Source organism: Vogesella indigofera (genome assembly GCF_003633895.1).
GTDB classification, from domain to species: Bacteria; Pseudomonadota; Gammaproteobacteria; order Burkholderiales; family Chromobacteriaceae; genus Vogesella; species Vogesella indigofera.
In genome coordinates, this window is sequence record NZ_RBID01000016.1 from 185,409 (window position 1) to 209,656 (window position 24,248).

General features: G+C 64.0%; 28 protein-coding genes. 18 read left to right on the plus strand and 10 right to left on the minus strand.

Going from position 1 to position 24,248, the window contains the following annotated elements; translation table 11 throughout:
* Window positions 1–60 precede the first annotated feature (60 nt).
* The 3 genes from mnmA to C8E02_RS12680 are packed head-to-tail and all read right to left on the minus strand — an operon-like array spanning window position 61 to window position 2,151.
* Window positions 61–1,137 carry a tRNA 2-thiouridine(34) synthase MnmA gene (mnmA, locus tag C8E02_RS12670; protein ID WP_120811200.1) on the minus strand — a complete coding sequence of 359 codons (1,077 nt, stop codon included), beginning with the start codon at window positions 1,135–1,137 and terminating at the stop codon, window positions 61–63.
* Window positions 1,134–1,673, minus strand: coding sequence for a hypothetical protein (locus C8E02_RS12675; RefSeq protein ID WP_120811202.1), 540 nt, complete (start codon window positions 1,671–1,673; stop codon window positions 1,134–1,136). The genes mnmA and C8E02_RS12675 overlap by 4 nt, the downstream gene beginning before the upstream one ends.
* Window positions 1,674–1,689: 16 nt before the next feature.
* Window positions 1,690–2,151 carry an NUDIX hydrolase gene (locus C8E02_RS12680; RefSeq protein WP_120811204.1) on the minus strand — a complete coding sequence of 154 codons (462 nt, stop codon included), beginning with the start codon at window positions 2,149–2,151 and terminating at the stop codon, window positions 1,690–1,692.
* An 88-nt stretch (window positions 2,152–2,239) separates the two neighbouring features.
* Here C8E02_RS12680 and C8E02_RS12685 point away from each other — a divergent pair, with 88 nt between their 5' ends.
* From C8E02_RS12685 to C8E02_RS12710, 6 genes are all read left to right on the plus strand, one after another.
* Window positions 2,240–2,434: a (2Fe-2S)-binding protein gene (locus C8E02_RS12685; RefSeq protein WP_047965996.1), complete on the plus strand. Its 195-nt coding sequence runs from the start codon at window positions 2,240–2,242 to the stop codon at window positions 2,432–2,434.
* Between the two features lie 134 nt (window positions 2,435–2,568).
* The gene (locus C8E02_RS12690) at window positions 2,569–3,231 is read left to right on the plus strand and encodes a YecA family protein (RefSeq protein ID WP_047965997.1); all 663 of its coding nucleotides are present in this window, start codon (window positions 2,569–2,571) and stop codon (window positions 3,229–3,231) included.
* 126 nt (window positions 3,232–3,357) lie between these two features.
* The gene (locus tag C8E02_RS12695) at window positions 3,358–5,361 is read left to right on the plus strand and encodes a helicase-related protein (RefSeq protein WP_120811206.1); all 2,004 of its coding nucleotides are present in this window, start codon (window positions 3,358–3,360) and stop codon (window positions 5,359–5,361) included.
* 451 nt (window positions 5,362–5,812) lie between these two features.
* A complete protein-coding gene (locus C8E02_RS12700) occupies window positions 5,813–6,706 on the plus strand; it encodes an amino acid ABC transporter substrate-binding protein (protein ID WP_120811208.1) in 894 nt (297 codons plus the stop codon).
* Window positions 6,707–7,095: 389 nt separating this feature from the next.
* Window positions 7,096–7,491, plus strand: a complete 396-nt coding sequence (locus C8E02_RS12705; RefSeq protein ID WP_120811385.1) for a PA2779 family protein — start codon at window positions 7,096–7,098, stop codon at window positions 7,489–7,491.
* An 11-nt stretch (window positions 7,492–7,502) separates the two neighbouring features.
* Window positions 7,503–8,474 (plus strand): PA2778 family cysteine peptidase, encoded by a 972-nt coding sequence (locus C8E02_RS12710; protein ID WP_120811210.1) that lies wholly within the window; start codon window positions 7,503–7,505, stop codon window positions 8,472–8,474.
* 121 nt (window positions 8,475–8,595) lie between these two features.
* On the opposite strand, the gene C8E02_RS12715 is transcribed toward C8E02_RS12710, so the two are convergent.
* Both C8E02_RS12715 and C8E02_RS12720 read right to left on the minus strand, forming a co-directional pair.
* The gene (locus C8E02_RS12715; RefSeq protein ID WP_120811212.1) at window positions 8,596–9,744 is read right to left on the minus strand and encodes a GNAT family N-acetyltransferase; all 1,149 of its coding nucleotides are present in this window, start codon (window positions 9,742–9,744) and stop codon (window positions 8,596–8,598) included.
* Window positions 9,745–9,752: 8 nt separating this feature from the next.
* Window positions 9,753–10,364, minus strand: a complete 612-nt coding sequence (locus tag C8E02_RS12720; protein ID WP_120811213.1) for a class I SAM-dependent methyltransferase — start codon at window positions 10,362–10,364, stop codon at window positions 9,753–9,755.
* A 121-nt stretch (window positions 10,365–10,485) separates the two neighbouring features.
* Between C8E02_RS12720 and pepP the strand changes: the two genes are divergently transcribed.
* The 11 genes from pepP to C8E02_RS12765 all read left to right on the plus strand — a co-directional run bounded on the left by pepP (window position 10,486) and on the right by C8E02_RS12765 (window position 18,561).
* A complete protein-coding gene (pepP, locus tag C8E02_RS12725) occupies window positions 10,486–11,781 on the plus strand; it encodes a Xaa-Pro aminopeptidase (RefSeq protein ID WP_120811215.1) in 1,296 nt (431 codons plus the stop codon).
* A gap of 35 nt (window positions 11,782–11,816) precedes the next feature.
* Complete coding sequence (locus C8E02_RS12730) at window positions 11,817–12,983, plus strand: FAD-dependent oxidoreductase (RefSeq protein ID WP_120811217.1); 1,167 nt, start codon at window positions 11,817–11,819, stop codon at window positions 12,981–12,983.
* A 54-nt stretch (window positions 12,984–13,037) separates the two neighbouring features.
* On the plus strand, window positions 13,038–14,192 hold the full coding sequence (locus C8E02_RS12735; protein ID WP_120811219.1) for a UbiH/UbiF family hydroxylase: 1,155 nt from the start codon (window positions 13,038–13,040) through the stop codon (window positions 14,190–14,192).
* Window positions 14,193–14,210: 18 nt separating this feature from the next.
* A complete protein-coding gene (locus C8E02_RS12740; RefSeq protein ID WP_120811221.1) occupies window positions 14,211–14,963 on the plus strand; it encodes a DsbC family protein in 753 nt (250 codons plus the stop codon).
* A 28-nt stretch (window positions 14,964–14,991) separates the two neighbouring features.
* Window positions 14,992–15,201 carry a hypothetical protein gene (locus C8E02_RS17260; RefSeq protein WP_147424495.1) on the plus strand — a complete coding sequence of 70 codons (210 nt, stop codon included), beginning with the start codon at window positions 14,992–14,994 and terminating at the stop codon, window positions 15,199–15,201.
* A 67-nt stretch (window positions 15,202–15,268) separates the two neighbouring features.
* Complete coding sequence (locus C8E02_RS17265) at window positions 15,269–15,472, plus strand: hypothetical protein (protein ID WP_147424496.1); 204 nt, start codon at window positions 15,269–15,271, stop codon at window positions 15,470–15,472.
* 17 nt (window positions 15,473–15,489) lie between these two features.
* Window positions 15,490–15,888, plus strand: a complete 399-nt coding sequence (locus C8E02_RS12745; protein WP_120811223.1) for a type IV pilin protein — start codon at window positions 15,490–15,492, stop codon at window positions 15,886–15,888.
* A gap of 1 nt (window position 15,889) precedes the next feature.
* On the plus strand, window positions 15,890–16,450 hold the full coding sequence (locus tag C8E02_RS12750; protein WP_120811386.1) for a GspH/FimT family pseudopilin: 561 nt from the start codon (window positions 15,890–15,892) through the stop codon (window positions 16,448–16,450).
* Entirely contained in the window at window positions 16,444–17,034 is a 591-nt protein-coding gene (locus C8E02_RS12755) for a PilW family protein (protein ID WP_120811225.1), read from the plus strand. Before C8E02_RS12750 ends, C8E02_RS12755 begins: the two co-directional genes overlap by 7 nt.
* A 10-nt stretch (window positions 17,035–17,044) precedes the next feature.
* Window positions 17,045–18,145, plus strand: coding sequence for a pilus assembly PilX family protein (locus C8E02_RS12760; protein ID WP_120811227.1), 1,101 nt, complete (start codon window positions 17,045–17,047; stop codon window positions 18,143–18,145).
* The gene (locus tag C8E02_RS12765; protein ID WP_170152161.1) at window positions 18,145–18,561 is read left to right on the plus strand and encodes a type IV pilus modification PilV family protein; all 417 of its coding nucleotides are present in this window, start codon (window positions 18,145–18,147) and stop codon (window positions 18,559–18,561) included. The genes C8E02_RS12760 and C8E02_RS12765 overlap by 1 nt, the downstream gene beginning before the upstream one ends.
* Window positions 18,562–18,734: 173 nt before the next feature.
* Here C8E02_RS12765 and C8E02_RS12770 read toward each other — a convergent pair whose 3' ends face one another.
* Complete coding sequence (locus C8E02_RS12770) at window positions 18,735–20,069, minus strand: nucleotide sugar dehydrogenase (RefSeq protein WP_047966010.1); 1,335 nt, start codon at window positions 20,067–20,069, stop codon at window positions 18,735–18,737.
* 275 nt (window positions 20,070–20,344) lie between these two features.
* Window positions 20,345–20,602 carry an acyl-CoA-binding protein gene (locus tag C8E02_RS12775; protein ID WP_047966011.1) on the minus strand — a complete coding sequence of 86 codons (258 nt, stop codon included), beginning with the start codon at window positions 20,600–20,602 and terminating at the stop codon, window positions 20,345–20,347.
* 394 nt (window positions 20,603–20,996) lie between these two features.
* Here C8E02_RS12775 and C8E02_RS12780 point away from each other — a divergent pair, with 394 nt between their 5' ends.
* On the plus strand, window positions 20,997–21,935 hold the full coding sequence (locus C8E02_RS12780; protein WP_120811231.1) for a diguanylate cyclase domain-containing protein: 939 nt from the start codon (window positions 20,997–20,999) through the stop codon (window positions 21,933–21,935).
* A 122-nt stretch (window positions 21,936–22,057) separates the two neighbouring features.
* Here the strand turns inward: C8E02_RS12780 and C8E02_RS12785 are convergent, their stop codons facing one another.
* The 3 genes from C8E02_RS12785 to C8E02_RS12795 form a co-directional block, all read right to left on the minus strand.
* Window positions 22,058–22,795: a peptidylprolyl isomerase gene (locus C8E02_RS12785; protein WP_120811233.1), complete on the minus strand. Its 738-nt coding sequence runs from the start codon at window positions 22,793–22,795 to the stop codon at window positions 22,058–22,060.
* A gap of 308 nt (window positions 22,796–23,103) precedes the next feature.
* A complete protein-coding gene (locus C8E02_RS12790) occupies window positions 23,104–23,997 on the minus strand; it encodes a histone deacetylase family protein (protein ID WP_120811235.1) in 894 nt (297 codons plus the stop codon).
* On the minus strand, window positions 23,997–24,218 hold the full coding sequence (locus tag C8E02_RS12795) for a DUF1653 domain-containing protein (RefSeq protein ID WP_120811237.1): 222 nt from the start codon (window positions 24,216–24,218) through the stop codon (window positions 23,997–23,999). The genes C8E02_RS12790 and C8E02_RS12795 overlap by 1 nt, the downstream gene beginning before the upstream one ends.
* Window positions 24,219–24,248 lie beyond the last annotated feature (30 nt).

The following is a 24,248-nucleotide window of genomic DNA, read 5'->3' on the forward strand; positions in this document are numbered from 1 at the left end:
CGGCGGGGTGTTGGCGTTGCGGCCAACGTTGGCCGCAGGCATGGGGGGTGTTAGTGGCGCTTACTGGATGATGCCGCCGCCGAGGCAGATATCGCCGTCGTACAGCACGGCGGACTGACCGGGGGTGACCGCCCACTGCTTGTCGCGGAAGGTCAGCGTGGCACGGCCGTCGACGATCGGCGACAGGCTGCACGGCGCGTCGGCCATGCGGTAGCGGTTCTTGGCGGCGTAGTCGCCGGCGGCCGGTGGCTGCGGCAGCGTCCACGACAGGTCGTCCATCGCCAGCGTCGACTTCAGCAGCAGCGGGTGGTCATGCCCTTGCACCACGATCAGCTTGTTGCCGGGAATGTCCTTGCCGGCGACGAACCACGGCTCGCCGTTGCCATCCTTGTTGCCGCCGATATTGAGGCCCTTGCGCTGGCCGAGGGTGTAGAACATCAGCCCGACGTGCTCGCCGACGGTCTTGCCGTCCGGGGTGATCATCTCGCCCGGCTTGGTCGGCAGGTAGCGCTGCAGGAATTCGCGGAACGGGCGCTCGCCGATGAAGCAGATGCCGGTGGAGTCCTTCTTGGCGGCGGTCGGCAGCCCGGCTTCCTCGGCCAGGCGGCGCACCTCGGTCTTGCGGATGTCGCCAAGCGGAAACAGCGCCTTCGCCAGCTGGTGCTGCTGCAGGCGGTACAGGAAGTAGCTCTGGTCCTTGGTGTGGTCGACGCCCTTCATCAGGTAGTGCACGCCGTCCTGTTCCAGCTTGCGCGCGTAATGGCCGGTGGCGATGCAGTCGGCACCCAGCTCCAGCGCGTAATCGAGAAAGGCCTTGAACTTGATCTCGGCATTGCACAGCACGTCCGGATTGGGGGTGCGGCCGGCGGAGTACTCCTTCAGGAAGTAGGAGAACACGCGGTCCTTGTACTCCTTGGCGAAGTTGACGATCTCCATGTCGATGCCGACGATGTCGGCCACGCTCATCGCGTCCAGCGCGTCCTGCTTGATGGAGCAGTATTCGTCGTCGTTGTCGTCTTCCCAGTTCTGCATGAACACGCCGATCACCTCATGCCCCTGCTGCTTCAGCAGCCAGGCGGTGACCGACGAATCCACGCCGCCGGACATGCCGACGACAATACGTTTTTTACCCGTCACGGAGAAAATCCTTCCTTCCAAATAGCAAGAGGCACCACCACCGGCGGTGCCCCGAAATCCCGGAACCAGCTGTCGATCACCCAATCCTGGCCTGATGTCACGTCGCGCACGGCCACCGCCGCGTGATGGTCGAACAACAGTGGCGCACGGTGCACCTGGCCCAGCAGCTGGTGGTGGCGCAGCCAGCCCTTGCCGGCCAGCAACTGCAGCAGCACCAGCACATTATGGCTGTGATCGAGACAATCCATGCGGCCAACGTTGGCCGCATCCTCGTGATTGCCGCCGCGGTCGCTGGCAATCGGCGCCTCGCGCGCCGCGCGCTGGTAATAGGACAACACAATGTCCTGTAGTGCTGCGCGCTCATCGGCGGCTTCGGCGGCCTCGTCCAGCCGCTGTTTAAACCAGATCAGGGCAGAGTCGTCCACTTCAATGCGCTGCGTGCGATCGCAGCCGTAATGGTAACAGAGCGTCAGCACCTCCGCATCGGCGGCCACGGCCGGCAGCGCCGCGAGCAGCGCAATCGACAGCCAGCGCATGAGGGGTGGCATCGGCTCAGCCTGGCAAGTGGTGGTGGATCAGATCGAGGCTGGCGCGCTGGCCGGCAAGGTAGTCCTGCAGGCAGCGTCCGACCAGCGGGCTGCGCCACAGCGCCGCGCTGGCCATGATCTCGTCCGCGCTCAGCCATTCGGCGGCGAGGATGCCGTCGTCCAGCCGCTGCGCCGGATCGTGCGCGCCGGCGTCACCGCAGAAGGCGAAGCGCAGATAGGTGATGTCGCTGCCGGTCTTGTCCGCCAGATAGATGCCGACCAGTGCCCGCGGCGTGAAGGCGTGGGCGGTTTCCTCGCGCGCTTCGCGCACCACCGCCTGCAGCAGGGTTTCGCCGTATTCCAGATGGCCGGCCGGCTGGTTGAGGCGGACGCCGTCGTCGGTCTGCTCGCGCACCATCAGGAAGCGGCCGTCGCGCTCGATGATGGCGGCGACTGTGGTATTCGGTTTCCATTGCGTGCTGCTCATCGCGGATTTGCCTTCCTCTTAATTGACAATCGTTATCATTGTCTTCTAGTATGGATATCAAGATCAATTCTTATTCAGGATTCATGCCATGTACGTCTGCCTTTGCCACGGAGTAACCGATCGCGATATCCGCGCCGCCGTTTGCAATGGTGCCACGCGCATGAGCGATCTGGCGCGCGAACTGAAGGTCGCCACCGAGTGCGGCAGCTGTGCCTGCCAGGCCAACCAGATCCGCAAGCAGACACTGCTGCAGATCAGCGAGCCGGAACTGGCCGCCGCCTGAACCCGGCAATCTCCCGCAGTCACCACAGCCCGTCAAGCACCTGACGGGCTTTTTGCTATCCTGAAAACAGCACGCCTGCTGCCAGTACCGGGGAACACGCGTACAATGCGCGCCAAACCTTACGGAGAACGAACATGACCGAATTCAACGAAGTAGATCTGGAGCGTCTGGAAACGCTGCTGACCCCGCTGTCGCAGGCCGGCACCACCATGCGCCCGGACGAAGTGCAGGGCTTCTTCTGCGCGCTGGCGTGCGGCCCGGACAAGCTCACCATCGACGACTGGCTGGAAGATGTGCTCGGCGATGCGCCGGCCTTTGAAAGCGCCGACAGCGAAGCCGAGATCAAGGCGCTGCTGCAGAAGTACTACGATGCCGCCGCCGAGGCGCTGGCCGACGGCGACCTGCCGGAACTGACGCTGTACAGCGAGGAAGAGGGCGAAGCGCCGGACTTCCGTCCGTGGTGCAATGCCTTCATGTACGCGCTGGACGTGGTGCCGACCGACTGGTTCGACGCCGCCGACGACGAAGGCTTCGAAGAGCTGCTGATGCCGGTGATGGCGCTGGGCGGCATGTTCGATGCCGACGGCGACGAGCCGGCGATGATGGAATTCACCGCCGCCGAGCTGGAAAGCTTCAAGAGCGAGCTGGACGAAGCGGTGCTGGCGGTGTACGGCTACTGGCGCGCCAAGGAGCAGGCACCGGTGACCATGCGTCGCGAAGGCGACAAGGTTGGCCGCAATGATCCGTGCCCGTGCGGCAGCGGCAAGAAGTACAAGGCCTGCTGCGGCCAGAACTGATCGCGCCGGAACACGCCGCCTGACGGACTGCGCGCAGCCCGCAGGCGGTTTTTGTTTGCCGGCGGCGCCTCGTCCCGCCCTTGCCATCTGGCGCCATCCCGCGCTGTTTTTCCCCGACGGATACCCATGACCGAACCCACGATTGCCCCCGACACCGCGTCCGAAGACGCCATCGGCGCGCTGAACGCCTATCTGCAGCAATACCACGCCACGCTGGTGACCACCGAGGGCAGCTACGCCGTCTCGGTACAGGGGCAGATCAAGGTCGGCAAGCGCACCGTGCCTTATCATCTGGTACCGGACGCCGGCTTCCTCGGCAAAACCGGCAAGTGGCGCAAGCTCGACGCCGCCGAACGGCTGGCGCTGGTCCAGCTGCGCTGGAACGACGAGGCGCGCGAACGCCTCGAGGCGCAGCTGCTGCGCTGCGCCGGCCAGGTGATGACGCTGGCGAACGAGCACCGCGTCGATCCGCAAAGCGCCCTCAACGCGCTGCAGGCCAAGTACGAGCTGGCGCGGCTGCGCTGCGAGCTGGCGCTGGACCGTATCGCGGCACTGGTGGCGACCCGTGCCGCCGCCAGCCAGGCGGAGAAGACCCGCAACGCCATCAACCTGTCGCTGTACCCGGAATCGTTCACCCTCGCCGCCGGCATGCAGCGCCACTTCATCGCGGTGCTGGGGCCGACCAACTCCGGCAAGACCCACGCCGCGATGGAACACCTGGCGCAGGCGAAGACCGGCGTCTACCTCGCGCCGCTGCGGCTGCTGGCGATGGAAAACTACCAGCGCCTGCTGAATGCCAACGTCGCGGTCAGCCTGATCACCGGCGAGCAGCGCAAGCTGCACCCGCACGCCAGCCACGTGGCCAGTACCGTGGAAATGCTCAACCCCAACCGCGCGGTGGACGTCGCGGTGATCGACGAAATCCAGCTGCTGGACGACCCGGATCGCGGCGCGGCGTGGACGGCGGCGGTGTGCGGCGTGCCGGCGCAGACGGTCTACCTGCTGGGCGCGCTGGAAGCCAAGGAGGCGATCCAGTCGCTGGTCAAGCGCGTCGGCGGCACGCTGGAAATCCGCGAGCTGCAGCGCAAGTCGCCGCTGGAAATGGAAAAGGCGCCGCTGGGCAGCCTGAAAAACCTGCGTGCCGGCGATGTGCTGATTGCCTTCTCGCGTCGCGAGGTGCTGAACTGGCGCGACCAGGCCATCGCGCAGGGGCTGAGCGTGTCGGCGATCTACGGCAACCTGTCGCCGGAAGTGCGCCAGGCGCAGGCCGAGCGCTTCATCGACGGCGAGACACAGGTGGTGGTCGGCACCGACGCCATCGGCATGGGGCTGAATACCCCGGCGCGGCGGGTGATCTTCACCACCTCCAGCAAGTGGGACGGCTACGCCGAAGGCACCATCGCCGCCGCGCTGGCCAAGCAGATCGCCGGCCGTGCCGGCCGTTTCGGCCAGCACGAGACCGGCTATGTTGCCGGCTTCGACGGCAAGACGCACAAGGTGATCGCCGCCTTGCTGCAGCAAAAGCTGGAGCCGCTGCCGAGCACCGGTTTCTACGTGGCGCCCAACCTGTCCTACCTGCAGCAGATCGCCGAAGCCAGCGGCCAGGAGCGGCTGCAGGCACTGCTGGAGCTGTTCGCCAAGCACATCAACGTGCACGACGAATTCTTCCTGCCGGCCAACCTCAGCGACCAGATCGAGAAGGCGAAGTGGCTGGACACGCTGAAGCTGCCGCTGGAAGACCGCTTCCTGTTCAGCCTGTGCCCGGTGTCGACCAAGATTGCGATGCTGGAACAGGCGCTGCAGGACTGGGCCGAGTGCCGCGCCAAGGGCAAGCAGGCGTCGCTGCTGCGCATGGAAGGCCGTGGCGGCCGCAACGAGTTGCAGTTCCTCGAGGACACCTGCAAGCTCTACTCCGCCTACGCCTGGCTCAGCTACCGCATGCCGGAGACCTTCCCGCACGGCGAGTTGGCGCAAAGCCTGATGCAGTCGACGTCGGAGAAGATCGACGCGCTGCTGCAGGTGCAGAACACCCGCCACCGCCAGCAGCGCAAGCCGGCGCACAAGCCGACCCACATCACGCCGCCACAGCGCAGCGGCCAGCCCAAGACTGGCCGCAAGCCGCGCACTTGACGTCTGCGCGTTGAAACGCCAAACGCCCGCCGGAGCAATCCGGCGGGCGTTTTGTCTTGTGGCGGGGCTTGCGGCCAACCTTGGCTGGCTGTGTCATGCCCGGCTGCGGCTCAGGCCGGCAAGGCCAAGATCAGGCGCCTGCCTTGCCTGCCTTATCTGGCGCGATGGCGTGCAGAGGGGGCCGGCGTTTGATGTACATCATTGCGCATTGCGGATGGGGATCTAGGTTTAAGGGATCACGGCGTATGGCCGGCTGCTACCGGTGGCGGGCGAGGTGCCGTGAGCGAGAGAAACCGGCGGATGCGTGTTGCACGCGGCTGTGTTCTGACGGTTTTCTGCCGCCTTCATCGTTAATGATCTCAACGACACGGGTGTCAAACGCGCGGATTTGCTGCTGGCAGAGTCAGCGCTAATGGTGACGGGTCCGAGTTGCCTGCCTGAAGGAAATCACATGAAAACCATGAATCTGAAGCCTGCCACGCTGCTCATCGCCAGTCTGGCGGCCATGTCGTCCTTCGTCCAGGCGCAGACCCTGGACAAGATCCTTGAAACGAACAGGATCACCGTGTCCTACCGCGAAGCGGCCGTTCCGTTCAGCTACCGGCCCGCCGAGCACAAGCCGATGGGCTTTGCGGTGGACCTGACCGAGGCCATTGTCGGCGACGTGCGAACAAGGCTGAACAAGCCGGGTCTGGTGGTGGCCTATATGCCGGTCAGCGCCCAGGATCGCATTCCCTTGCTGGTGAACGGCAGCTATGACCTGGAATGCGGTTCCACCACCAATAATGCCGCCCGCGGCAAGGTCGTCGCGTTCGCGGTCAGCCATTTTTATGCCGGGACCCGCTTGCTGGTGAATACGGGCAGCAAGATCAAGAATTACGCCGACCTGGCTGGGCAAACGGTCGCCACCACTGCGGGCAGTACCAACGAGAAAGTCGTTCGCAAGTACAGCACCGACCACAATCTGGGCATGCAATTCGTGCTGGGCAAGGATTACGCCGAGTCGCTGGCCTTGCTGGAAAACAATAGCGCGGCCGCGCTGGCGCTCGACGATATCCTGCTGTTCGGCTTGCGCGCCAACGCCAAGGATCCGGCCGCGCTGAGCGTCGTCGGCGACACCTTGCAGGTCGAGCCCTACGGCTGCATGCTGCGCAAGGATGATCCCGAGTTCAAGAAACTGGTGGACGGCAGCATCGCGCGGCTGATGCAGTCCGGCGAGTTTGAGCGGCTGTACCAGAAGTGGTTCGAGTCGCCGATTCCCCCGAATGGCATGGTGCTGAACATGCCGATGAGTGATCGCCTCAGGGCCAATCTCAAGGCGCTCAGTGACCAGCCGGAGCAGTAAGGCGCGGCGGGATCTGGCCGCAGCCGTGCGCTGGCTGGCCATGCGGTGACCGCTGTTTTGCAGCCTGGCAACGCGGCCATGGTGTTGCCGCGGCACGGCGCGACGGTTCTCCCCGCAGATGGTTGGCCGCAAGCCACGCTATTGATGCAGGTGCGCTGACTGGCAGAACGCCCGCCGGAGCCATCCGGCGGGCGTTCTGTCTTGTGGCGGTGGCTTGTGGCCAACCTTGTGGTCGCGCCGGTTCGTTTGCGCCAGCGTTTACATCCGGGCATGCAATAGGCCAAATCATGCAAATGCGCTGTCTATAATGGTTCAACGCTCGTCACCCTCTTCGTTACGGCATGCGACGCAGCGTCTTCTGCTTCTTAATCCTGCACGAGGAACACATCATGAAACGCTTTCAGCGCACGCTCGCCCTTGTTGTCTGCTGCTCCATGCTCAATGTCAGCCTGCTGCAATCCGCCCAGGCCGCCATGGTGAGCACCGAAGAAGTGGCCCGCCTGGCCGCGACCACCACCCCTGATTCCGGTCACGCCCGCCTGGCCGCGGTACTGGCCCGTGACAACGTGCGTGGCGAAATGGAACGCCTTGGCATCGACCCTGCCAGCGCCCACGAGCGCGTCGCCGCGCTGACCGACGAGGAAGCGGCCAATTTGGCCGACCAGATCGACAAGGCGCCCGCCGGCGGCATCATCGGCGCCATCCTGTTTGTGTTCTTCGTGCTGGTGGTCACCGATATCCTCGGCTTTACCAAGGTGTTCCCGTTCACCCGCTCCGTGCGCTGAGCGGCAAGCCGATGCTGACAACGCTGATCCGGCAGTTGGGGGCGCTGCGGCTGGCGCTCCCGGCTGCGCTGTGTGCGCTGCTGCTGGTCGCCTGCGCCAGCACGCCGCTGCAGCCGGTCACGCTCGCGCCCGGTGAGCCGACCCGCGCCGAACTGGTCGATACCCCGTTCTTTCCCGACGACAGCCATTTCTGCGGTCCGGCGGCGCTGGCGACCAGCCTGTCCGCCGTCGGGCTGGCAACCACGCCGGCGCAGCTGGTGGGGCAGGTGTTCCTGCCGGGGCGGGAAGGCTCGCTGCAGATCGAGATGCTGAGCGGCGCGCGGCGGCAGGGGGCGGTGGCGATGGTCATCCCCGGCACGCTGACGGCGCTGAAACAGGAAATCGATGCCGGCCATCCTGTGGTGGTGCTGCAGAACCTTGGCCTGTCGTGGGCGCCGTCCTGGCACTATGCGGTGGTGGTCGGCTACGACCTTGAGCGCGGCCAGCTGCTGCTGCGCTCGGGGCCGATGCGGCGGCAGGTGATGACGCTGCGCACCTTCGGTCATACCTGGCAGCGCAGCCAGTACTGGGCCTTCGTCGCGCTGCCGCCGGGGCGTTTGCCGGCAAGTGTCGCGGAGCCGGACGCGACGCGGGCGCTGGTGGCCTTCGAGCGCAACGCCAAGCCGGCCACAGCGGTCACCGCCTATCGCGCGGCGCTGCAACGTTGGCCGCATAACACCACGCTGGCGATGGGGCTGGGCAATGCGCTGTACGCCAGCGGTGATTTGCCGGCCGCGGCACAGGTGTTCCGTGACGCCGCCACAACGCACCAGCTGGCCGCCGCCTACAACAACCTGGCGCGCATCCTGCTGCAACAGGGCCATGCCACCGAGGCCAGGCAGGCGGCGGAGGGCGGGCTGGCGCTGGCCGGCCCGCTGCGCGCGACCCTGCTGGACACGCTGCGCGACATCGAGCAGGCCGCCACGTCGCAGCCCGGCTCCTGACGCGGCGCGGTTCCCGCTTCAACCTCAACGCGGCAAGCTGAATCGCTGGCCTGCTCGCGACCAGCGGCCGCGGTGCGTGACCAGCTCACACTGCGGCCAACCTTGCCGTCACCGCTTGTGCTCAGCCCGGCTGCCGGAACGGCAGGTGCTCCGCCATCTCATCCTGATACTGCGCCACCGCCTGCTGTTCGCGCTGCAGGAAGTCCGCAATCATGCCGCGCAGGCGTGGGTCGGCGATGTGGAACGCCGACCACGTCGCCTGCGGCACAAAGCCGCGGCTGACCTTGTGCTCACCCTGGGCGCCGGGTTCGAAGTGCTGTAGCCCTTCGCGGATGCAGTAATCGATGCCTTCGTAGAAGCACAGCGCAAAGTGCAGGCTGTGGTAGTCCGCCGCCGCGCCCCAGTGGCGGCCGTACAGGGTGTCGTTGCTGCGGTAGCAGATGGCGGCGGCGACCACCGCATCGCTGGCGTCGCGCGCCAGGAACACCACCAGCTGCCGTGCCAGCGTGCGGCCAAGCTCGCGGAAGAAGCCAAGGCTGAACGCCGGGTGATTGCCGAAGCGGCAGAAGGTTGACACGTAGTGCGGGTAAATTTGCTGCCACAGCGCGGCGTCGATGTCGTCGCCGTGGCGAGTCTCGATGCGCAGGCCGGCCTCGGCGACGCGGCGCCGTTCGCGTTTCACCTTCTTGCGCTTGTCGGCGGAGAAGGTGGCGAGAAAATCGTCAAAGTCGCGGTAGCCGGCGTTGTGCCAGTGGAACTGGTAGCCGCGGCGCAGCAGGAAGCCCTGGCTCGCCAGCGCCGCGCGCAGGGCGGCATCGTCGTCCAGATACAGGTATTGCAGCGAGGACGCCTGTTCGCCGGCGGCCAGCTGCAGGCTGGCGTGCAGCAGCGCGCGGCTGACGCTGGCGCGGTCGGCATCGCGGTGGATCAGCTGCCGCGCGCCGCTGGCCGGGGTGTAGGGAATGCCGCACACCAGTTTCGGGTAGTAGCGCTGGCCGAGACGCTGGCAGGCGTCGGCCCACGCCCAGTCGTGCGAGAAATCGCCGAACGAGTGTGTGCGCAGGTACAGCGGCTGCGCGCCGAGCAGGCTGCCGTCGTCGGCGTGCAGCGTGACGTGCGCCGGCTGCCAGCCCAGTGCCGGCGCCACCGCGCCGTGGCGTTCCGCCGCCGCCAGGAAGGCGTGGCTGAGGAAGGGCGAGCCGGTGACGTTGAGCGCGTCCCAAAGGTTGGCCGCAATGTCGTCGATGGTGGTGTGGAAGCGGCAGTGCATCGCGGGCCTCAGGGGCGGCGCCACACGCTGGCCAGCCACGGTTGCTGTTCGCGTGGCAGGCCCGGCGGGCGGTAGTAGTGTTCCAGCTCGGCAAAGCCGGCCCCCTGCAGCAGCGCCTGCCATTGCGGCCAACTGTGCCAGCAGCCGTAGCGCTCGCCCTGCCAGCCTTCCTCGCCGTTGCCACGTGGGTTGGAGCAGAACAGCACACCGCCGGGCTTGAGGGTGGCGAACAGCTGCGCCAGCACCCGCGGCAGCTCGGCACCGGGAATGTGGAACAGCGCAGCATTGGCGAACACGCCGTCGAAGTGCGCCGCCGGCAGTTGCAGCTGCAGGAAATCCTGCTGCCACACCTCGCAGCCGCTGTACTCGCGCGCCATCGCCACGAAACGCGCCGCGCCGTCCAGCCCGATCGCCAGGTGGCCCAGTTCATGAAACGTCTTCAGGTCGCGGCCCGGGCCGCAGCCGAAATCGAGGATGGTCTGTGGCGCCGGCGGCAGGTGGCGCAGCAGGCTGGCGATGTTCTGGCTGACGTCGTGGTCGCGGGTGCCTTGCCAGAAGTCGTCGGCATTGTGCTGGTAGTACGCCAGCGTGCGCTGGCTGATGCGCGGATCGGTAGGCATGGTGGGCTAACGGGGTGAGGGTGATGGTCAATTGTAAGCGCTGCCGCGGCGGCGGTGGGCAGGCGTGGCGCGCCTGTTCTGCTAAACTAGCGCGATTTCCACCTTGCCGGACGTAATCGTCATGCATGTCAGCTTTCAACACCGCCGCCAGCGCCTGCTGGCGCAATTGGGCGACGCCATCGCCATCCTGCCCACCGCGCCGGAAGTGATCCGCAACGCCGATGCCCACTATCCCTACCGTGGCGACAGCCATTTCCTGTACCTGACCGGCTTTAGCGAGCCGGAAGCGGTGCTGGTGCTGGACGGCAAGGCCGGCAAGGCGCTGCTGTTCTGTCGCGACAAGAATCCGGACAGCGAGATCTGGGACGGCTTCCGCTACGGCCCGGCCGCGGCGGCAGAGGCGTTCGGCTTTGACGAGGCCTACAGCATCAGCGAGCTGGATCAGCGCCTGCCGCCGCTGCTGGCCGAGCACGCGGCGCTGTACTGGGCGGTGGGGCGCGACAATGGCTGGGACGCGCGCATCGCCGGCTATCTGCAGCAGGCACGGCAGCAGGCGCGCGTCGGCAAGGACGCGCCGCAGCAGTACGGCGACCTGCTGGCACTGATCGACGAGATGCGCCTGATCAAAGACGAGCGCGAAATCGCCGTGTTACAACAGGCCGGCCGCATTTCTGCCGAAGCGCATGTCCGCGCGATGCAGGCCTGCCGCCCCGGCATGATGGAATACCAGATCGAGGCCGAGCTGCTGCATCACTTCGTGCGCCACGGCGCGCGGCAGCCGGCGTACGAGAGCATCGTTGCCGGCGGTGCCAACGCCTGCACGCTGCACTATGCGGCCAACAATGCCCGCCTCAACGACGGCGATCTGCTATTGATCGATGCCGGCTGCGAGTTCAACGGCTACGCTGGAGACATCACCCGCACTTTCCCGGTCAATGGCCGCTTCAGTGGCGCGCAGCGCGACGTGTACGAGGTGGTGCTGGCGGCGCAGCTGGCGGCGGTTGCCGCGGTGCAGCCCGGCGCGCGGCTGGATGCGCCGGCCGACGCCGCGCTGCAGGTGCTGGTGCAGGGCATGCTGGACCTGAAACTGCTGGCCGGCAGCGTGGCCGGGGTGATCGAATCCGGCGACTACCGCCGCTTCTACATGCACGGCATCGGCCATTTCATCGGGCTGGACGTGCACGATGTCGGCGCCCGCCGTCCGGGCGGGCAGTGGCGCAGCTTCCAGAGCGGCATGTGCACCACCATCGAGCCGGGGCTGTACATCCGCCCGGACGACCGCGTGCCGGTGGCATTCCACAACATCGGCATCCGTATTGAAGACAACGTGCTGGTGACCGACGACGGCCACCAGGTGTACACCGACGACGTACCGAAGCGCATCGACGACATCGAAGCGCTGATGCAACCCCATTGACTCCGAACGAGGCCGCCGCGACAGGCGGAACGAGCATGCAAGGCGTACCCGAACATAGTGAGATTGTCATCGTTGGCGGCGGACCGGTCGGCGCGCTGGCGGCATTGCGGCTGGCGCAGGCCGGCCGTGACGTGACGCTGATCGAGGCGCGGGCCAAGGATGCGCCGCTGCGCGATGCGCGCGCGCTGGCGCTGTCGTGGTACAGCCGCCAGCAGCTGGCCGCCGCCGGCGCCTGGCCGGACGAGCTGCCGGCGACGGTGATCGACAGCGTGCACGTGTCGCAGCAGGGCGGTTTCGGCCGCACCGTGCTGACGCAGCAGGATCTGGGTTTGCCGCATCTGGGCGCGGTGGTGGACTACCCGGCGCTGACCGCGGCGCTGGCGACGGCGCTGGAGCAGGCCGGTGTGCGTGTGCTGTGGCAGGCGCGGGTGACCAAGGTCGCGTCGCTGGCGCGCTACGCCAGCGTGACGCTGACGCTGAACGAACAGCAGCACCTGCTGACCTGCCGGCTGCTGGTGCTGGCCGAGGGCGGCGCGCTGGCCGAATCGCTGCCTGGCATCCAGCGCCATGTGCACGATTATCAGCAAAGCGCGGTGCTGGCGATGGTCAATGCCAGCCAGCCGCACCGTAACATGGCCTACGAGCGCTTCTCGGCGCAGGGGCCGTTCGCGCTGCTGCCGCACGGCGAGCAGATGATGCTGGTGTGGACGCGCAGCCACGAGGAGGCGGCGCGACTGCACGCCGCCGACGGCAGCGTGCTGCTGGCCGAGTTGCAGCAGGCCTTCGGCGAGCGGCTGGGCAAGTTTGTCAGCGTCGGCGAACGCGCGGTGTTCCCGCTGGCGCTGCGCCAGCTCAACAGCGTGCACAGCGGCCGCGTGGTGATGATCGGCAATGCGGCGCAGACGATGCACCCGGTGGCGGCGCAGGGTTTCAACCTCGGCCTGCGCGATGCGGTGGGGTTGGTGGCGGCGCTGCAAGGCGCCACCGATCCGGGCGATGCAGCACTGCTGCGCCGTTACGGCGCCGCGCGCCGCGTCGACAGCCACGCGGTGGTCGGCTTCACCCATGGCCTGGTGCGGCTGTTCGACGGTCAGGGCACGGCGGTGAAGGCGCTGCGTGGCTTGGGCATGACGGCCATTGACGCGCTACCGCCGCTGCGCAAGGCGTTTGCCGGGCATCTGGTATTCGGTGTCGGCGTCTGATGCGGCCAACGTTGGCCGCAGGCATCGGCAGCCGGACACAATTGAAAGAGAAACATGTCGGACAAGTTTGACGTAATCGTGGTCGGTGGCGGGCTGGTTGGCGCCGCTCTGGCGTTGGCGCTGGATAAGCAGGGCAAGCGGGTGGCGCTGGTCGAAGGCCAGGCCGAACGCTTTGACGCGTTGGAGCAGGGCTGGGACGCGCGCATCTACGCGGTCAGCCCCGCCAACCGCGCCTTCTTGCAGCAGCTGGGCGCGTGGCCGGATGCCTCGCGGCTGGGCGTGATCGGCAGCATGGATGTCCGGGGCGACCAGGGCGGCCAGATCGCCTTTTCCGCCGCCGATGCCGGCGCCGAGGCGCTGGCGTGGATCGCGGAAAACCGCTGGATGCTGGCCACGATCTGGCAGCGGCTGCAGCAGGCCAGCGGCGTGACGCTGCTGAGCGGGGTGCGGCCGCAGCAGCTGCGCCACAGCGCGCGCGAGGCGGCGATCGTGCTCGACGACGGTCGCGAGCTGCAGGCGCAGCTGATCGTCGGCGCCGACGGTGCCAACTCCTGGGTGCGGCAGCAGAGCGGCATCGCCGCCAGCATCAAGCCCTACGGCCACAGCGGCGTGGTGGCCAACTTTGCCTGCGAACTGCCGCACGGCAATATCGCGCGGCAGTGGTTTCTCGGTGATGGCATCCTCGCCTGGTTGCCGATGCCGGGCAATCGTATCTCGATGGTGTGGTCGACCAGCCAGCCGGAGCCGCTGCTGGCGCTGGATGGTGCACGACTGGCGGCGGCGGTGGCCGCGGCCGGTGATCATGCACTGGGCGAACTGACGCTGCTGTCGCCGGCGGCGGCCTTTCCGCTGCGCCTGATTACGCCGGACAACGTGATCGCGGAGCGGGTTGCACTGGTCGGTGATGCTGCCCATACCGTGCATCCGTTGGCCGGGCAGGGCGTCAACCTCGGTTTCCAGGATGTGGCAAGGTTGGCCGCCGTGCTGGCCGGCGCCCGCGATTGCGGCGAATGGCTGACGCTGCGCCGCTACGAACGAACGCGCAAGGAAGCGGTCAGAACCATGCAGCTGACCTGCGACGCGCTGTTCCAGCTGTTCCATGCCAAGCAGGCACCCGGTCTTGCCTGGCTGCGCAACGCTGGCCTCAACCTGACCAACCGCCTGCCCCTGATCAAAAAACAACTGGCCCGCCACGCGGTGGGTTTTTAACCAGAAGAAAGCACAACCATGATTCTGCCTATGCGCCGTCTTGCCCTCGCCACCCTGATGATGCCCTTGCTGGCCTGCTCCGCCTCCGCCGAAACGCCGGATCAGGTGCGCGCCGCCTTCAAGAGCAAGTTCCCGCAGCACGAGGTCAGCAGCGTGCAGCCTGCGCCGGTGGCGGGGCTGTTCGAGGTGGTGGTGAAGATGAAACAGCAGGGGCGCGCGCAGTACAGCGTGGTGTATACCGACGCCAAGGTAGACCACCTGATCACCGGCGACCTGATCGACACCAAGACCCGCACCAGCGTCACCGAAGAGCGGCTGGCGGAGCTGAACAAGGTGACCGTGGAATGGGCGAAGCTGCCGCTGGACAAGGCAATCAAGGAAGTGCGTGGCAAGGGCGAGCGCAAGCTGGTGGTGTTCTCCGATCCGGATTGCCCGTTCTGCAAGAAGCTGGAGCGCGAATCGCTGAGCCAGCTGGACAACGTGACGGTGTACACCTTCCTCTACCCGCTGGCACAGCTGCACCCGGATGCTCCGCGCAAATCGCGCCAGATCTGGTGCAGCAGTGATCGTGCGGCAAGCTGGCTGGGCTTCATGCGCCAGGGCAAGGCGCTGAGCGGCAGCGACAAGTGCGCGACGCCGCTGGCTGAAATCGCGACGCTGGGCGAACGCCTCGGCATCAGCGGCACCCCGGCGCTGGTGTTCCCGAACGGCGAGCTGGTGGCCGGCGCCATTCCGCTGGCCGAGATCGAGCGTCATCTGGCGGCAAAATAAAGCACGCTAGCCGTGCGAGGACGGGAAAGTGTTTGCCGGCATCGTGATCGACCGTGCGGCAAGGCTTTCCCGTTTTGCTTGGGTGCTGTTTATTTCAAATGCATGGATTGCTGAATCAGGAAATACCGCATTCCAATTTATGCATATTAATTATCCTGGCTGGCTTGTTGCTATTTGTAGCACCAGCACGGGTGCTTTTAAATCACCGTTGACAATGATGACGGGACAACTAGGCTGAAAACAGCGGCGGCAAGGGGCGAGGGCGGATTCCGGGCCGGCTGTTGCCGATAAACCCGCTGCGCGCTGTGGATGAAGCTACGCCTTGGTGGCCGGTTTTCGGCGGTGGCCACGCATTTTTGCTGCTGTTTTACGCTCAAGCTGGCAAAATTCATTACACTGCTGCAGTGAGCGCATTGTTTTTAAAGCTGTTTTATAGAAATTTCAATTGCCGCTATGGCTTGTTGCGGCGTGATGCTTCGCATTCAACCGGAATTGAACGTAATTTATGACGTTTATAAAAAAATCGATGACGACAAGCAAAGGTTTTACCCTGATTGAATTGCTGCTGGTGGTGGCGGTCGTCGGCATCCTGGCGGCGATTGCCATGCCGGCCTATTCCGGCTACATCCAGAAAAGCCGGCGTACCGATGCGACGGTGGCGATTCGCGCGGTCCAGTTTGCGCAGGAGAAGTATCGCGGCAACAACACCACATATGGCACGCTGGCCCAAATTGGCATGCCGGCGACGACCGAGAGCGGCTACTACACCATTGCCGTCAGCAGCGCCACCGCCACCGGCTATGTGGTGACGGCAACGGCGGTGTCCGGCAAATCGCAGGCCTCGGATTCCGACTGCACCGCGATCCAGCTGCAGCAAGCGGCAGGCAGCATTACCACCACGCCTAGCGCGTGCTGGAGCAAGTGACATGAAGCGTCCGGCTTGTACGGCAGCAGGTGTTGGCCGGGGCTTTACCCTGATCGAGCTGGTGGTGGTGCTGGCCATCACCGGCATCCTGATGGTGATGGCGGTGCCGGTGCTGAATGAGCAGATCGACAAGCGCCGCCTGGTGGCGGTGGCCGATGCCATTTATGGCGACATGCAGTATGCGCGCTCGGAAGCCATCCGCAACAACCAGAATGTGCAGATCAGCTTCAGCAGTGGTGCCAGCTGGTGCTACGGCATGGTATTGGGGGCGACGGCTTGTGACTGTTCGGTGGTGGCCAGTTCCAGTACCGGTTATTGCGCGCTGAAACGGGTGGATTACCTGGACTTCCAGAAGGTGTCGATCCCGGCTTCGGCGGGGATCAGTTTCAGCGGCAACAAGACCGGATTCGACCCGGTGCGCGGCGTGGCACTGGGTACCGGTCACGTGATCATGGAGTCGGCGCTGGGCAAGCAGGCACAGGTGAACCTGGCGCTGCTTGGCCGCATCAGTGTCTGCGCGCCGGCGGGCGTCGGGCTAACGGGGACCTATCCGGCATGTTGAAACCTACTCGGCAGCGCGGCTTCACCCTGATCGAGCTGATGGTGGCACTGGTCATTGGCCTGGTACTGATGCTGGGGCTGACCACCTTCCTGATCAACAACATTCGCAGCAATAGCGACACGCTGAAGGCGATCCGCCTGAACCAGGAAATGCGCGCCACCATGATGCTGATGAGCCGCGAGCTGCGGCGTGCCGGGTACTGGGCCAGCACCGCGTCCAGCACCAACCCGTTCCAGACTATGACCACTTCGACCGCCGGCTGCGTGCTGTATAGCTATGACCGCAATGCCACGGCATCGGCAACGGTGCCCAGCGATGTGCAGTACGGCTTTTTGCGGGCGAGCGGCGCGGTGTACATGCGCAGCAGTGGTTCGAGTTACAGCTGCACCCCGGGGGCCAACAATGTCTGGGAGGCGGTGACCGATGATAATGTCACCAATATCAGTGCCCTGAGCTTTGTGCCCAGTAGCGCCTCCGGCACCATCGCCATCACTCTGGTGGGCGAGCTGAAAAATGCCAGCGAGGTCAGGCAGACGCTGACGGAAACGGTCAAGCTGGAAAATGGCCCGCTTACCTTCAATTGAGGGCTGCACTATGCGCAACGCAATCATGATTCTCGCATTACGGCGGCAGCAAGGCATGGCCACGCTGACCATGTCGCTGGTGGTGCTGTTTCTTGCCAGCCTGATGGTGTTTTATACCAGCTCCGGCATGCTGTTCGAGATCAAGACCGGCAACAACCAGCTGTACCAGTCGAAGGCGATGGAAGCGGCCCGCGGTAGCGTGGAGCACTCGATGGCGTGGCTGGTCAACAGCAGCAATACCAGCAGTCTGGCGTGGACTACTGATGCCACCGGCCCGGCCGGTACCAACCAGAAAGCGACGGCGGCATCGTTCCCGTCTTCGGTCAGCAGCCAGACTATCGGTGGTTATACGGTAGCGGTGTCGCTGTGGCGCAATTCTGCAACGCCGACGATTCTGGAGGTGAGTGCGGCCGCCAGCGGGGATGCCAATGCCATCATCCGCCAGCGTATCCGCCTTGGCACGACCACGGTGACCACGACTACACCGAATACGCTGAATATTGCCACGGTGGCACCGATCGTGATTAACGGCAAGTTATTGGATGTTGTAGGGACTCCGGATGTGTATCCAAGCACGATTGGTGGTGTCGCCATTGCGACATCGTCTACTAATTCCAACGATATTCAAATCGGGCACTTGGATTTAAATGGCGGGACCATAAGCTATGGTGCATTCACTGGTGATGCATGGAGCTTTGTTTTTCCTAACACCACCAAGGCACAAATGAAAGCGGCGGCTGATTTCGAGAAGATATATTATTACGATGCTGCGTTGCAGCCGCCAAATCCGTGGCATACCAGTATAGGTACAGCAAGCAATCCGGTGATTTTGATTTTTGATACTGGTGCAGGTTGCCCGACAATCAATGGCAATGTGGCAATTTATGGTCTTGTTTATTTTGCCAATGCCTGTGTTGATAATGGCTGGGGTGGCGTTGAAATTCATGGCAGCATGGTTGCGGATGGCACCATTACAAAACTAAATGCAAATGCGGAATTTACTGGCTGGTCGGTAAGTAGTGGTACAGGGGTCATTACCCTGCCTCCAACCACGACTACCAGTACTGCGCAAACTTTTGCCAAGTTGGCCGCATCATGGAGAGACTTCTGATGACCCGTGTTGGTCACCAAACTGGCTTCAGCTTGCTGGAGATGCTGATCACCATCATCGTGCTGGCCAGTGGCCTGCTCGCCATCGGCAGCATGTATGGCGCGATACTGAACGCCAATACCCTGTCCAAGCAGCGCAGCGAGGCGGTGGTGCTGGCGGAGAAGAAGCTGGAAGAGTTAAGGGGGCAAAGTTACGCCACTCTGGTGTCGGCAACGGATACGGTTACTGCCGCCAGCTCCAGCGGCAGTAGCGCCAATTACCAGCGCAGCTGGTCGGTTGCTACCGCCAGTGGCGGTTTGGCTTACAAGGATGTCGGCGTGACGGTCACGTGGACGGACAATAAAAACCAGTCGCAGAATATCGTGCTGTCGACCCGCATCAGTAATGTCAGTGCCACGCCGGTGACGATTCCATAAACAGCTGGCGGCTTTTATTCGTCTGCCAGTGCCGGCTATCGTAAAATATTCGAGATATTGCCAATCATAAAAGCAGGGCGTAACTGACCGTTACGCCCTGCTTTTATTTTATTGCCAGCTTCTTGTGGCCGGAAGGCTGCAACAAGGAGCAAGCCGCGCTTCAATTTGGTGGCTTACGCCTTGACCACATTGGCTGCTGCTTGCAGGTACTTGCCACGGCTGTCGACGATCAGGTCGCCATGCTTGCTGATCAGCTCGTAGTCGAAACGGTCGTGATCGGTGGCCAGCAGGATGCAGTCGTATGCGGCCAACGTTTCGGCGCTCAGCGGCACGCTGGACAACTCGAAGTGGTGCTCGCGCATCTTCGGGAACACCGGCACGTGCGGGTCGCTGTAGCTGATCTCGGCGCCCAGATCGCGCAGTTTTTCCATCAGGAACACCGACGGGCTTTCGCGCATGTCGTCCACGTTCTTCTTGTAGGCGATGCCCAGCACCAGGATCTTGCTGCCGTTGATGGCTTTCTTGCGCTGGTTCAGCGCCGCGGCGATCTTGCTGATCACGTAATCCGGCATCGACGAGTTCACTTCGCCAGCCAGCTCGATGAAGCGGGTGTGCACACCGTACTCGCGCGCCTTCCAGGTCAGGTAGAACGGGTCGATCGGGATGCAGTGGCCACCCAGACCCGGGCCGGGGTAGTAGGGCACGAAGCCGAACGGCTTGGTGGCGGCGGCGCGGATCACTTCGTGGATGTCGATGCCCATCTTGTCGGCAACGATCTTCATCTCGTTGACCAGGCCGATATTGACCGCACGGTGGATGTTTTCCAGCAGCTTGGTCATCTCCGCGGCGCGGGTGGACGACACCGGCACCACCTTGTCGATCACCGCGCTGTACAGCGCCACGCCAACTTCCTGGCAGGCTTCAGTCACGCCGCCGCACACCTTGGGAATGGTGCGGGTGGTGAAGTCGGGATTGCCCGGATCTTCACGCTCCGGGGAGAACACCAGGAACGCATTCTCGCCAATCTTGAAACCGCGCGATTCGATGCGCGGCAGCAGCTCTTCGTCGGTGGTGCCCGGGTAGGTGGTCGATTCCAGCGACACCAAGTGGCCTTCGCGCAGATAAGGCACCAGGCTGTCGATGGTGTTGAGGACGAAGGACAGGTCCGGCTCGCGGTACTTGTTCAGTGGCGTCGGCACACACAGGATCAGCGCGTCGGCTTCCGGGGCGCGGCTGAAATCGGTGGTGGCCTCGAAACCGCGCTCGCGTGCCAGCTGGATGCTGTCGGCACTGATATGCTCGATATAGCTTTTCCCTTGCTGCAGGCTGTCGACCTTGTTCTTGTCAATGTCAAAGCCGAGGACCTTGTAGCCGACTTCGGCAAAGCGCAGCATGAGCGGCAAGCCGACATAACCCAGTCCGACGATGCCGATCACGGCAGACTTGTCCTGAATGCGAGAGAGGAAGTTCTGTTTCACCAAGAGTCCAATACACAAAGCAGTGCCCATCACGGACACTGTCTAAAAGCGGAAAAAGTTAGTGCCGAATTGTGCTACCAGCCCCTGAAAAGAACAAGCTTGGCAACGCTTTCGCCGCGTATTTTCTGTGGCAGGGCATGGGGGAGGGACGGACTGTCCGCATTTGGCGGGCAAAACGGATCTGGGCGTTGGCGATATGCGGTAAAAGCGGACAAGGCCGGTCATGGTTAGCCCATGACCGGCCTTGTTGGCTTTGTGCTGGCTGCGGCCACAGTTTGTCGTGCGGCGCGAGAGCTGGCGGTGTATCAGGCCATCAGCGATTTAACGACATTGATGTAGTTCTGCATCGCTTCCTCGGCGCTTTGGCCCTTCAGCTTTTCCCACGAGTCGTACTTGGCACGGTTGATGAAATCCATCATGCCCGGGCGTTCGCCGGTGACATCGCCGGCAGTGGCTTGCTTGAACAGGGAGTACAGCTGCAGCATGGTCTGGTTGTCCGGGCGTTCGGCCAGGGTGGTGACATCTTTCTGTGCTTGTTCAAACTGGGTCTTCAGATCGGACATGTGGACTCCTTGTGAAAGTGAGCGGCACTCTATGGTGGCCGGCTAGTTGATGTGTTGTTTGCCCTGCGCGGCAGCGACGTTGGGCTGCCAGGCTGCTTATAATTTACCATGAAACGATCGTTTCAAAATGGCCTGATTGCTTGTGCTGGCCTTGTTTTTGTTGTCGCCAAGAAGAGTGCTAAGCAGTTTCATTCTTGTTGAGTGGTAAGGGCGTCTTTTTTTGTCGAATCTTTCAATTCATATGTAATTTTTTGTTTCAAAGTATGGAATTTGTGCTGCTTGCCGGTTCGATCTCGGTTTACTGTAAGTAAATGGCGGTATCGTAGCGTGGCATGATCGTTGCTCGTTACCGCGGCTATCAGGCAATCGTACTGTTTCTGCTAAGGGAAGATGAATGACGGATGGCTCAACGCCCCCCGCCGACCAGATGCAGCAGCTGCAAGCGCAGCTGGCTGCGGCACTGGCTGAAGTTGCCCACCTCAAGGAAAAGCTGGATGCGGCGCTGGATGGCACCGGCATCTGTATCTGGCAGGGGCGTCCGCAAAGCGGCGATTTGACCGTATTCAACTACCAGAATTTCGAGATCGGCGACATGGCGCCGCACTTCGGCCTCTGGCTGGCCAAACTGCATCCGCACGACAAGCAGGCGGTACTGGATAACTACTACGCGCACCTTGCCGGCAAGACCCCCTGCTACGAGGCGGTGTACCGCACCTTGACCCCGGATGGTAGCGTGTGCTGGCTATGGGATCGTGGCCGGGTGGTGGAGCGGGATGACGCCGGCCAGCCGCTGCGCATTCTGGGCGCCCACCGCGACATTACCCTGGAGAAAGAGCACGAAGCGCAGCTGGCGATGCAGGCGCGGCTGGATCCGCTGACCGGGCTGGCGAACCGTCGCGGCCTGCTCGATTTCCTGAAGAGTATCGATCGTCGCGGCGGCAGTTACGCGCTGGCGATGGTGGATGTCGATCACTTCAAGCAGTTCAACGATCTGCACGGTCACGATATCGGTGACCGGGTGCTGATGGCCATTGCGCGCAGCCTGTCGGCGCCGTTATCCGATTACGACCTGTGCGGGCGCTGGGGCGGGGAGGAGTTCCTGCTGGTGCTCGGCAACGCCGACATGGCTGCCGCCAACGACGTCATCGTGCAGCTGCACCAGGCGGTGCAACGCTTGACGGTCAGTTCCGGCGAGCAGGACTTGTCAACCACGGTCAGTATCGGCCTGACCGTGCACCAGCCGGGTGAAAACTTCGATGAGGTGCTATTGCGTGCCGACCGGGCGTTACTGAGCGCCAAGCGCAAGGGGCGCAACATGGTCTGCCGCCGTTAGCGGTGCTGGCCGGGTGCGGCAAGGGGTTTGGGAAGCGTGTTAGGCTTGCCGCGATGACACAGAAAAATGCCCCCGTTACGGCAAGCGCCGTAACGGGGGCATTCACGTTCGGATGACGCTGCTTAGTTCAGGCCTGGCATGGTGTAGCCTTCGATCTTGGCGGCGCTGACCAGCTTGGTCAGGTAGTCGTGCATCGCCTGACGGCCAGCCATTTCGTTCAGGTATTGCCCCAGGCGATCCTTGATGTCTTCAAAGGCGATCTGGCCACCTTCGCTACGCTGGTTGACCTGGATGATGTGGTAGCCGAACTGGGTTTGCACCAGGTTCGGGGTGATCTGGCCGGCGTCGGTGCCGAATACCGCCTGTTCGAATTCCGGCACCATCTGGCCGTGGCCGAATTGGCCGAGATCGCCGCCCTGCTTGCCGGACGGGCAGGTGGAGTGCTCGCGTGCCAGATCGGCAAAGCGCGACGGGTTGGCCTGTACTTCAGCCAGCACGCCTTCCGCCTTGGCGCGGGCCAGGGTGGCGGACAGCTCGTCGCCGCTACCCAGCGGGAACAGGATGTGGCTGGCCTTGGCGCTGTCGCCTTGCTTGAATTGCTGCTGGTTGGCTTCGTAGTAGGCGATGCAGGCGGCTTCGTCGGCCGGAACGAATTGCAGTTCCTTGTCGAGCAGGGCGCCGATGGCCTGACCTTCGTTGGCGGTATCAAAGCCGCTTTCCTGTGCCTTTTGCAGCAGCAGCTGGTGCAATACCAGTTGCTGGATCGCGGCGTCGCGCGGGCTAGGCGTATCGGCGTGGTTTTCCAGCTCGGCTTGTACCATTGCGTCGGTAATTTCAACGCCGTTAACGATGATGGCCATGAGGTGTCCTGTCTGATGGTGGCACCGTGGTGCCGGTTTTGAAATAAGTGCAATGCAGGTGGGGCTGACGGCAGGAATCTCAATCCCGCGCCGCCGATTTCTCTGCCACTGCTTGCGGCCAACCTTGTCCGGGGGGCATGAGCGGCAAGACCGGGCGCGGCATTTGGCCGACGCTAGACGGCGGCCCCGTAAAACTGCGCGCTATCTTAGCACGCTCGGCTCGCCTTTCCTTGTCGTGTGTCACGTGGTAAGGCCAGCAGCTGGGAGGCGTTTGCCAGGGCCGTTCGCCATGTGGTTTAGCGCCGGCGCTACTGCTGCTGGCAGGCCAGTACCGCGCGCACGGTATTGAGGTGGATGGCGACGGTGTCGCTGATCGGTTCTGCGTAGCCGCCCGCCATCACCACCGCCAGCGGCCACTGTCGCGCCTCGCACAGCGCCAGTACCTGCGCATCGCGCGCCTGCAGTCCGGCCATGCTCAGCTGCAGTCGTCCGAGGCGGTCGCCCTGGTATGGGTCGGCGCCGGCAAGGTAGAACACGATGTCCGGTGCAAAGTTGGCCGCAAGCTGCGCCAGCGCCGGCGTCAGTGCCGCGAGGTAGGCCGCGTCGCCGCAGTCGTCGGCAAGGTCAATATCCAGCGTCGACGGGCTGCGGCGGAACGGAAAGTTTTTGGCGCCGTGCAGCGACAGCGTGAACACCGAGGCGTCGCCGGCGAAGATGGCGGCGGTGCCGTTGCCCTGGTGCACGTCAAGATCGATCACCGCCGCGCGGCGGATGCGGCCTTCCTGCTGCAGCACACGGATGGCGACCGCGACATCGTTGAACACGCAAAAGCCGCTGCCCTGCTGGCGGTTGGCGTGATGGGTGCCGCCGGCCAGATTGATGCCGTGGCCGTGCAGCAGCGCCGAACGCGCCGCGGCCAGGGTGGCGCCGGTGGAGCGGGCGCTACGCTCGACCAGCGCCGCGCTCCACGGCAGGCCGATTTCGCGCATGATCACCGGGGCGATGCTGCCGTCGAACATGGCCTGGATGTAGTCCGTATCGTGGGCCAGTGCCAGCTCCGCTGGCGTCGCCGCGGGTGCGGTGGCCATGTGTCCGGTGGCGATGGCCTCGACCGCGCTGGCCAGCAGCGCATACTTCTCTGCCGGGAAGCGGTGGCCGGCGGGCAGCGGTAGCGGGAACTGGTCGGTGCGGTAGATCTGCATCAGTCGGCCTTGAGCAGGGCGAAGCGCGGCACGCTGTGGCCGTCGATGGTGACCGTTTCACAGAACATCGCCAGTGGCCGCACCCACAGCTTGCCTTCGCCGTACAACGGGCGGTACACCACCAGCTGCTCGCCGCTTTCGGAGTGGGTGGCGACATCGATGACCTGGTACAGCTGGTCCTTGTAGTGGCGGTAGGTGCCGGGTACGACGGTGGTGGGCATGGCGGCTCCGGTGACAGACGAATGAGATGA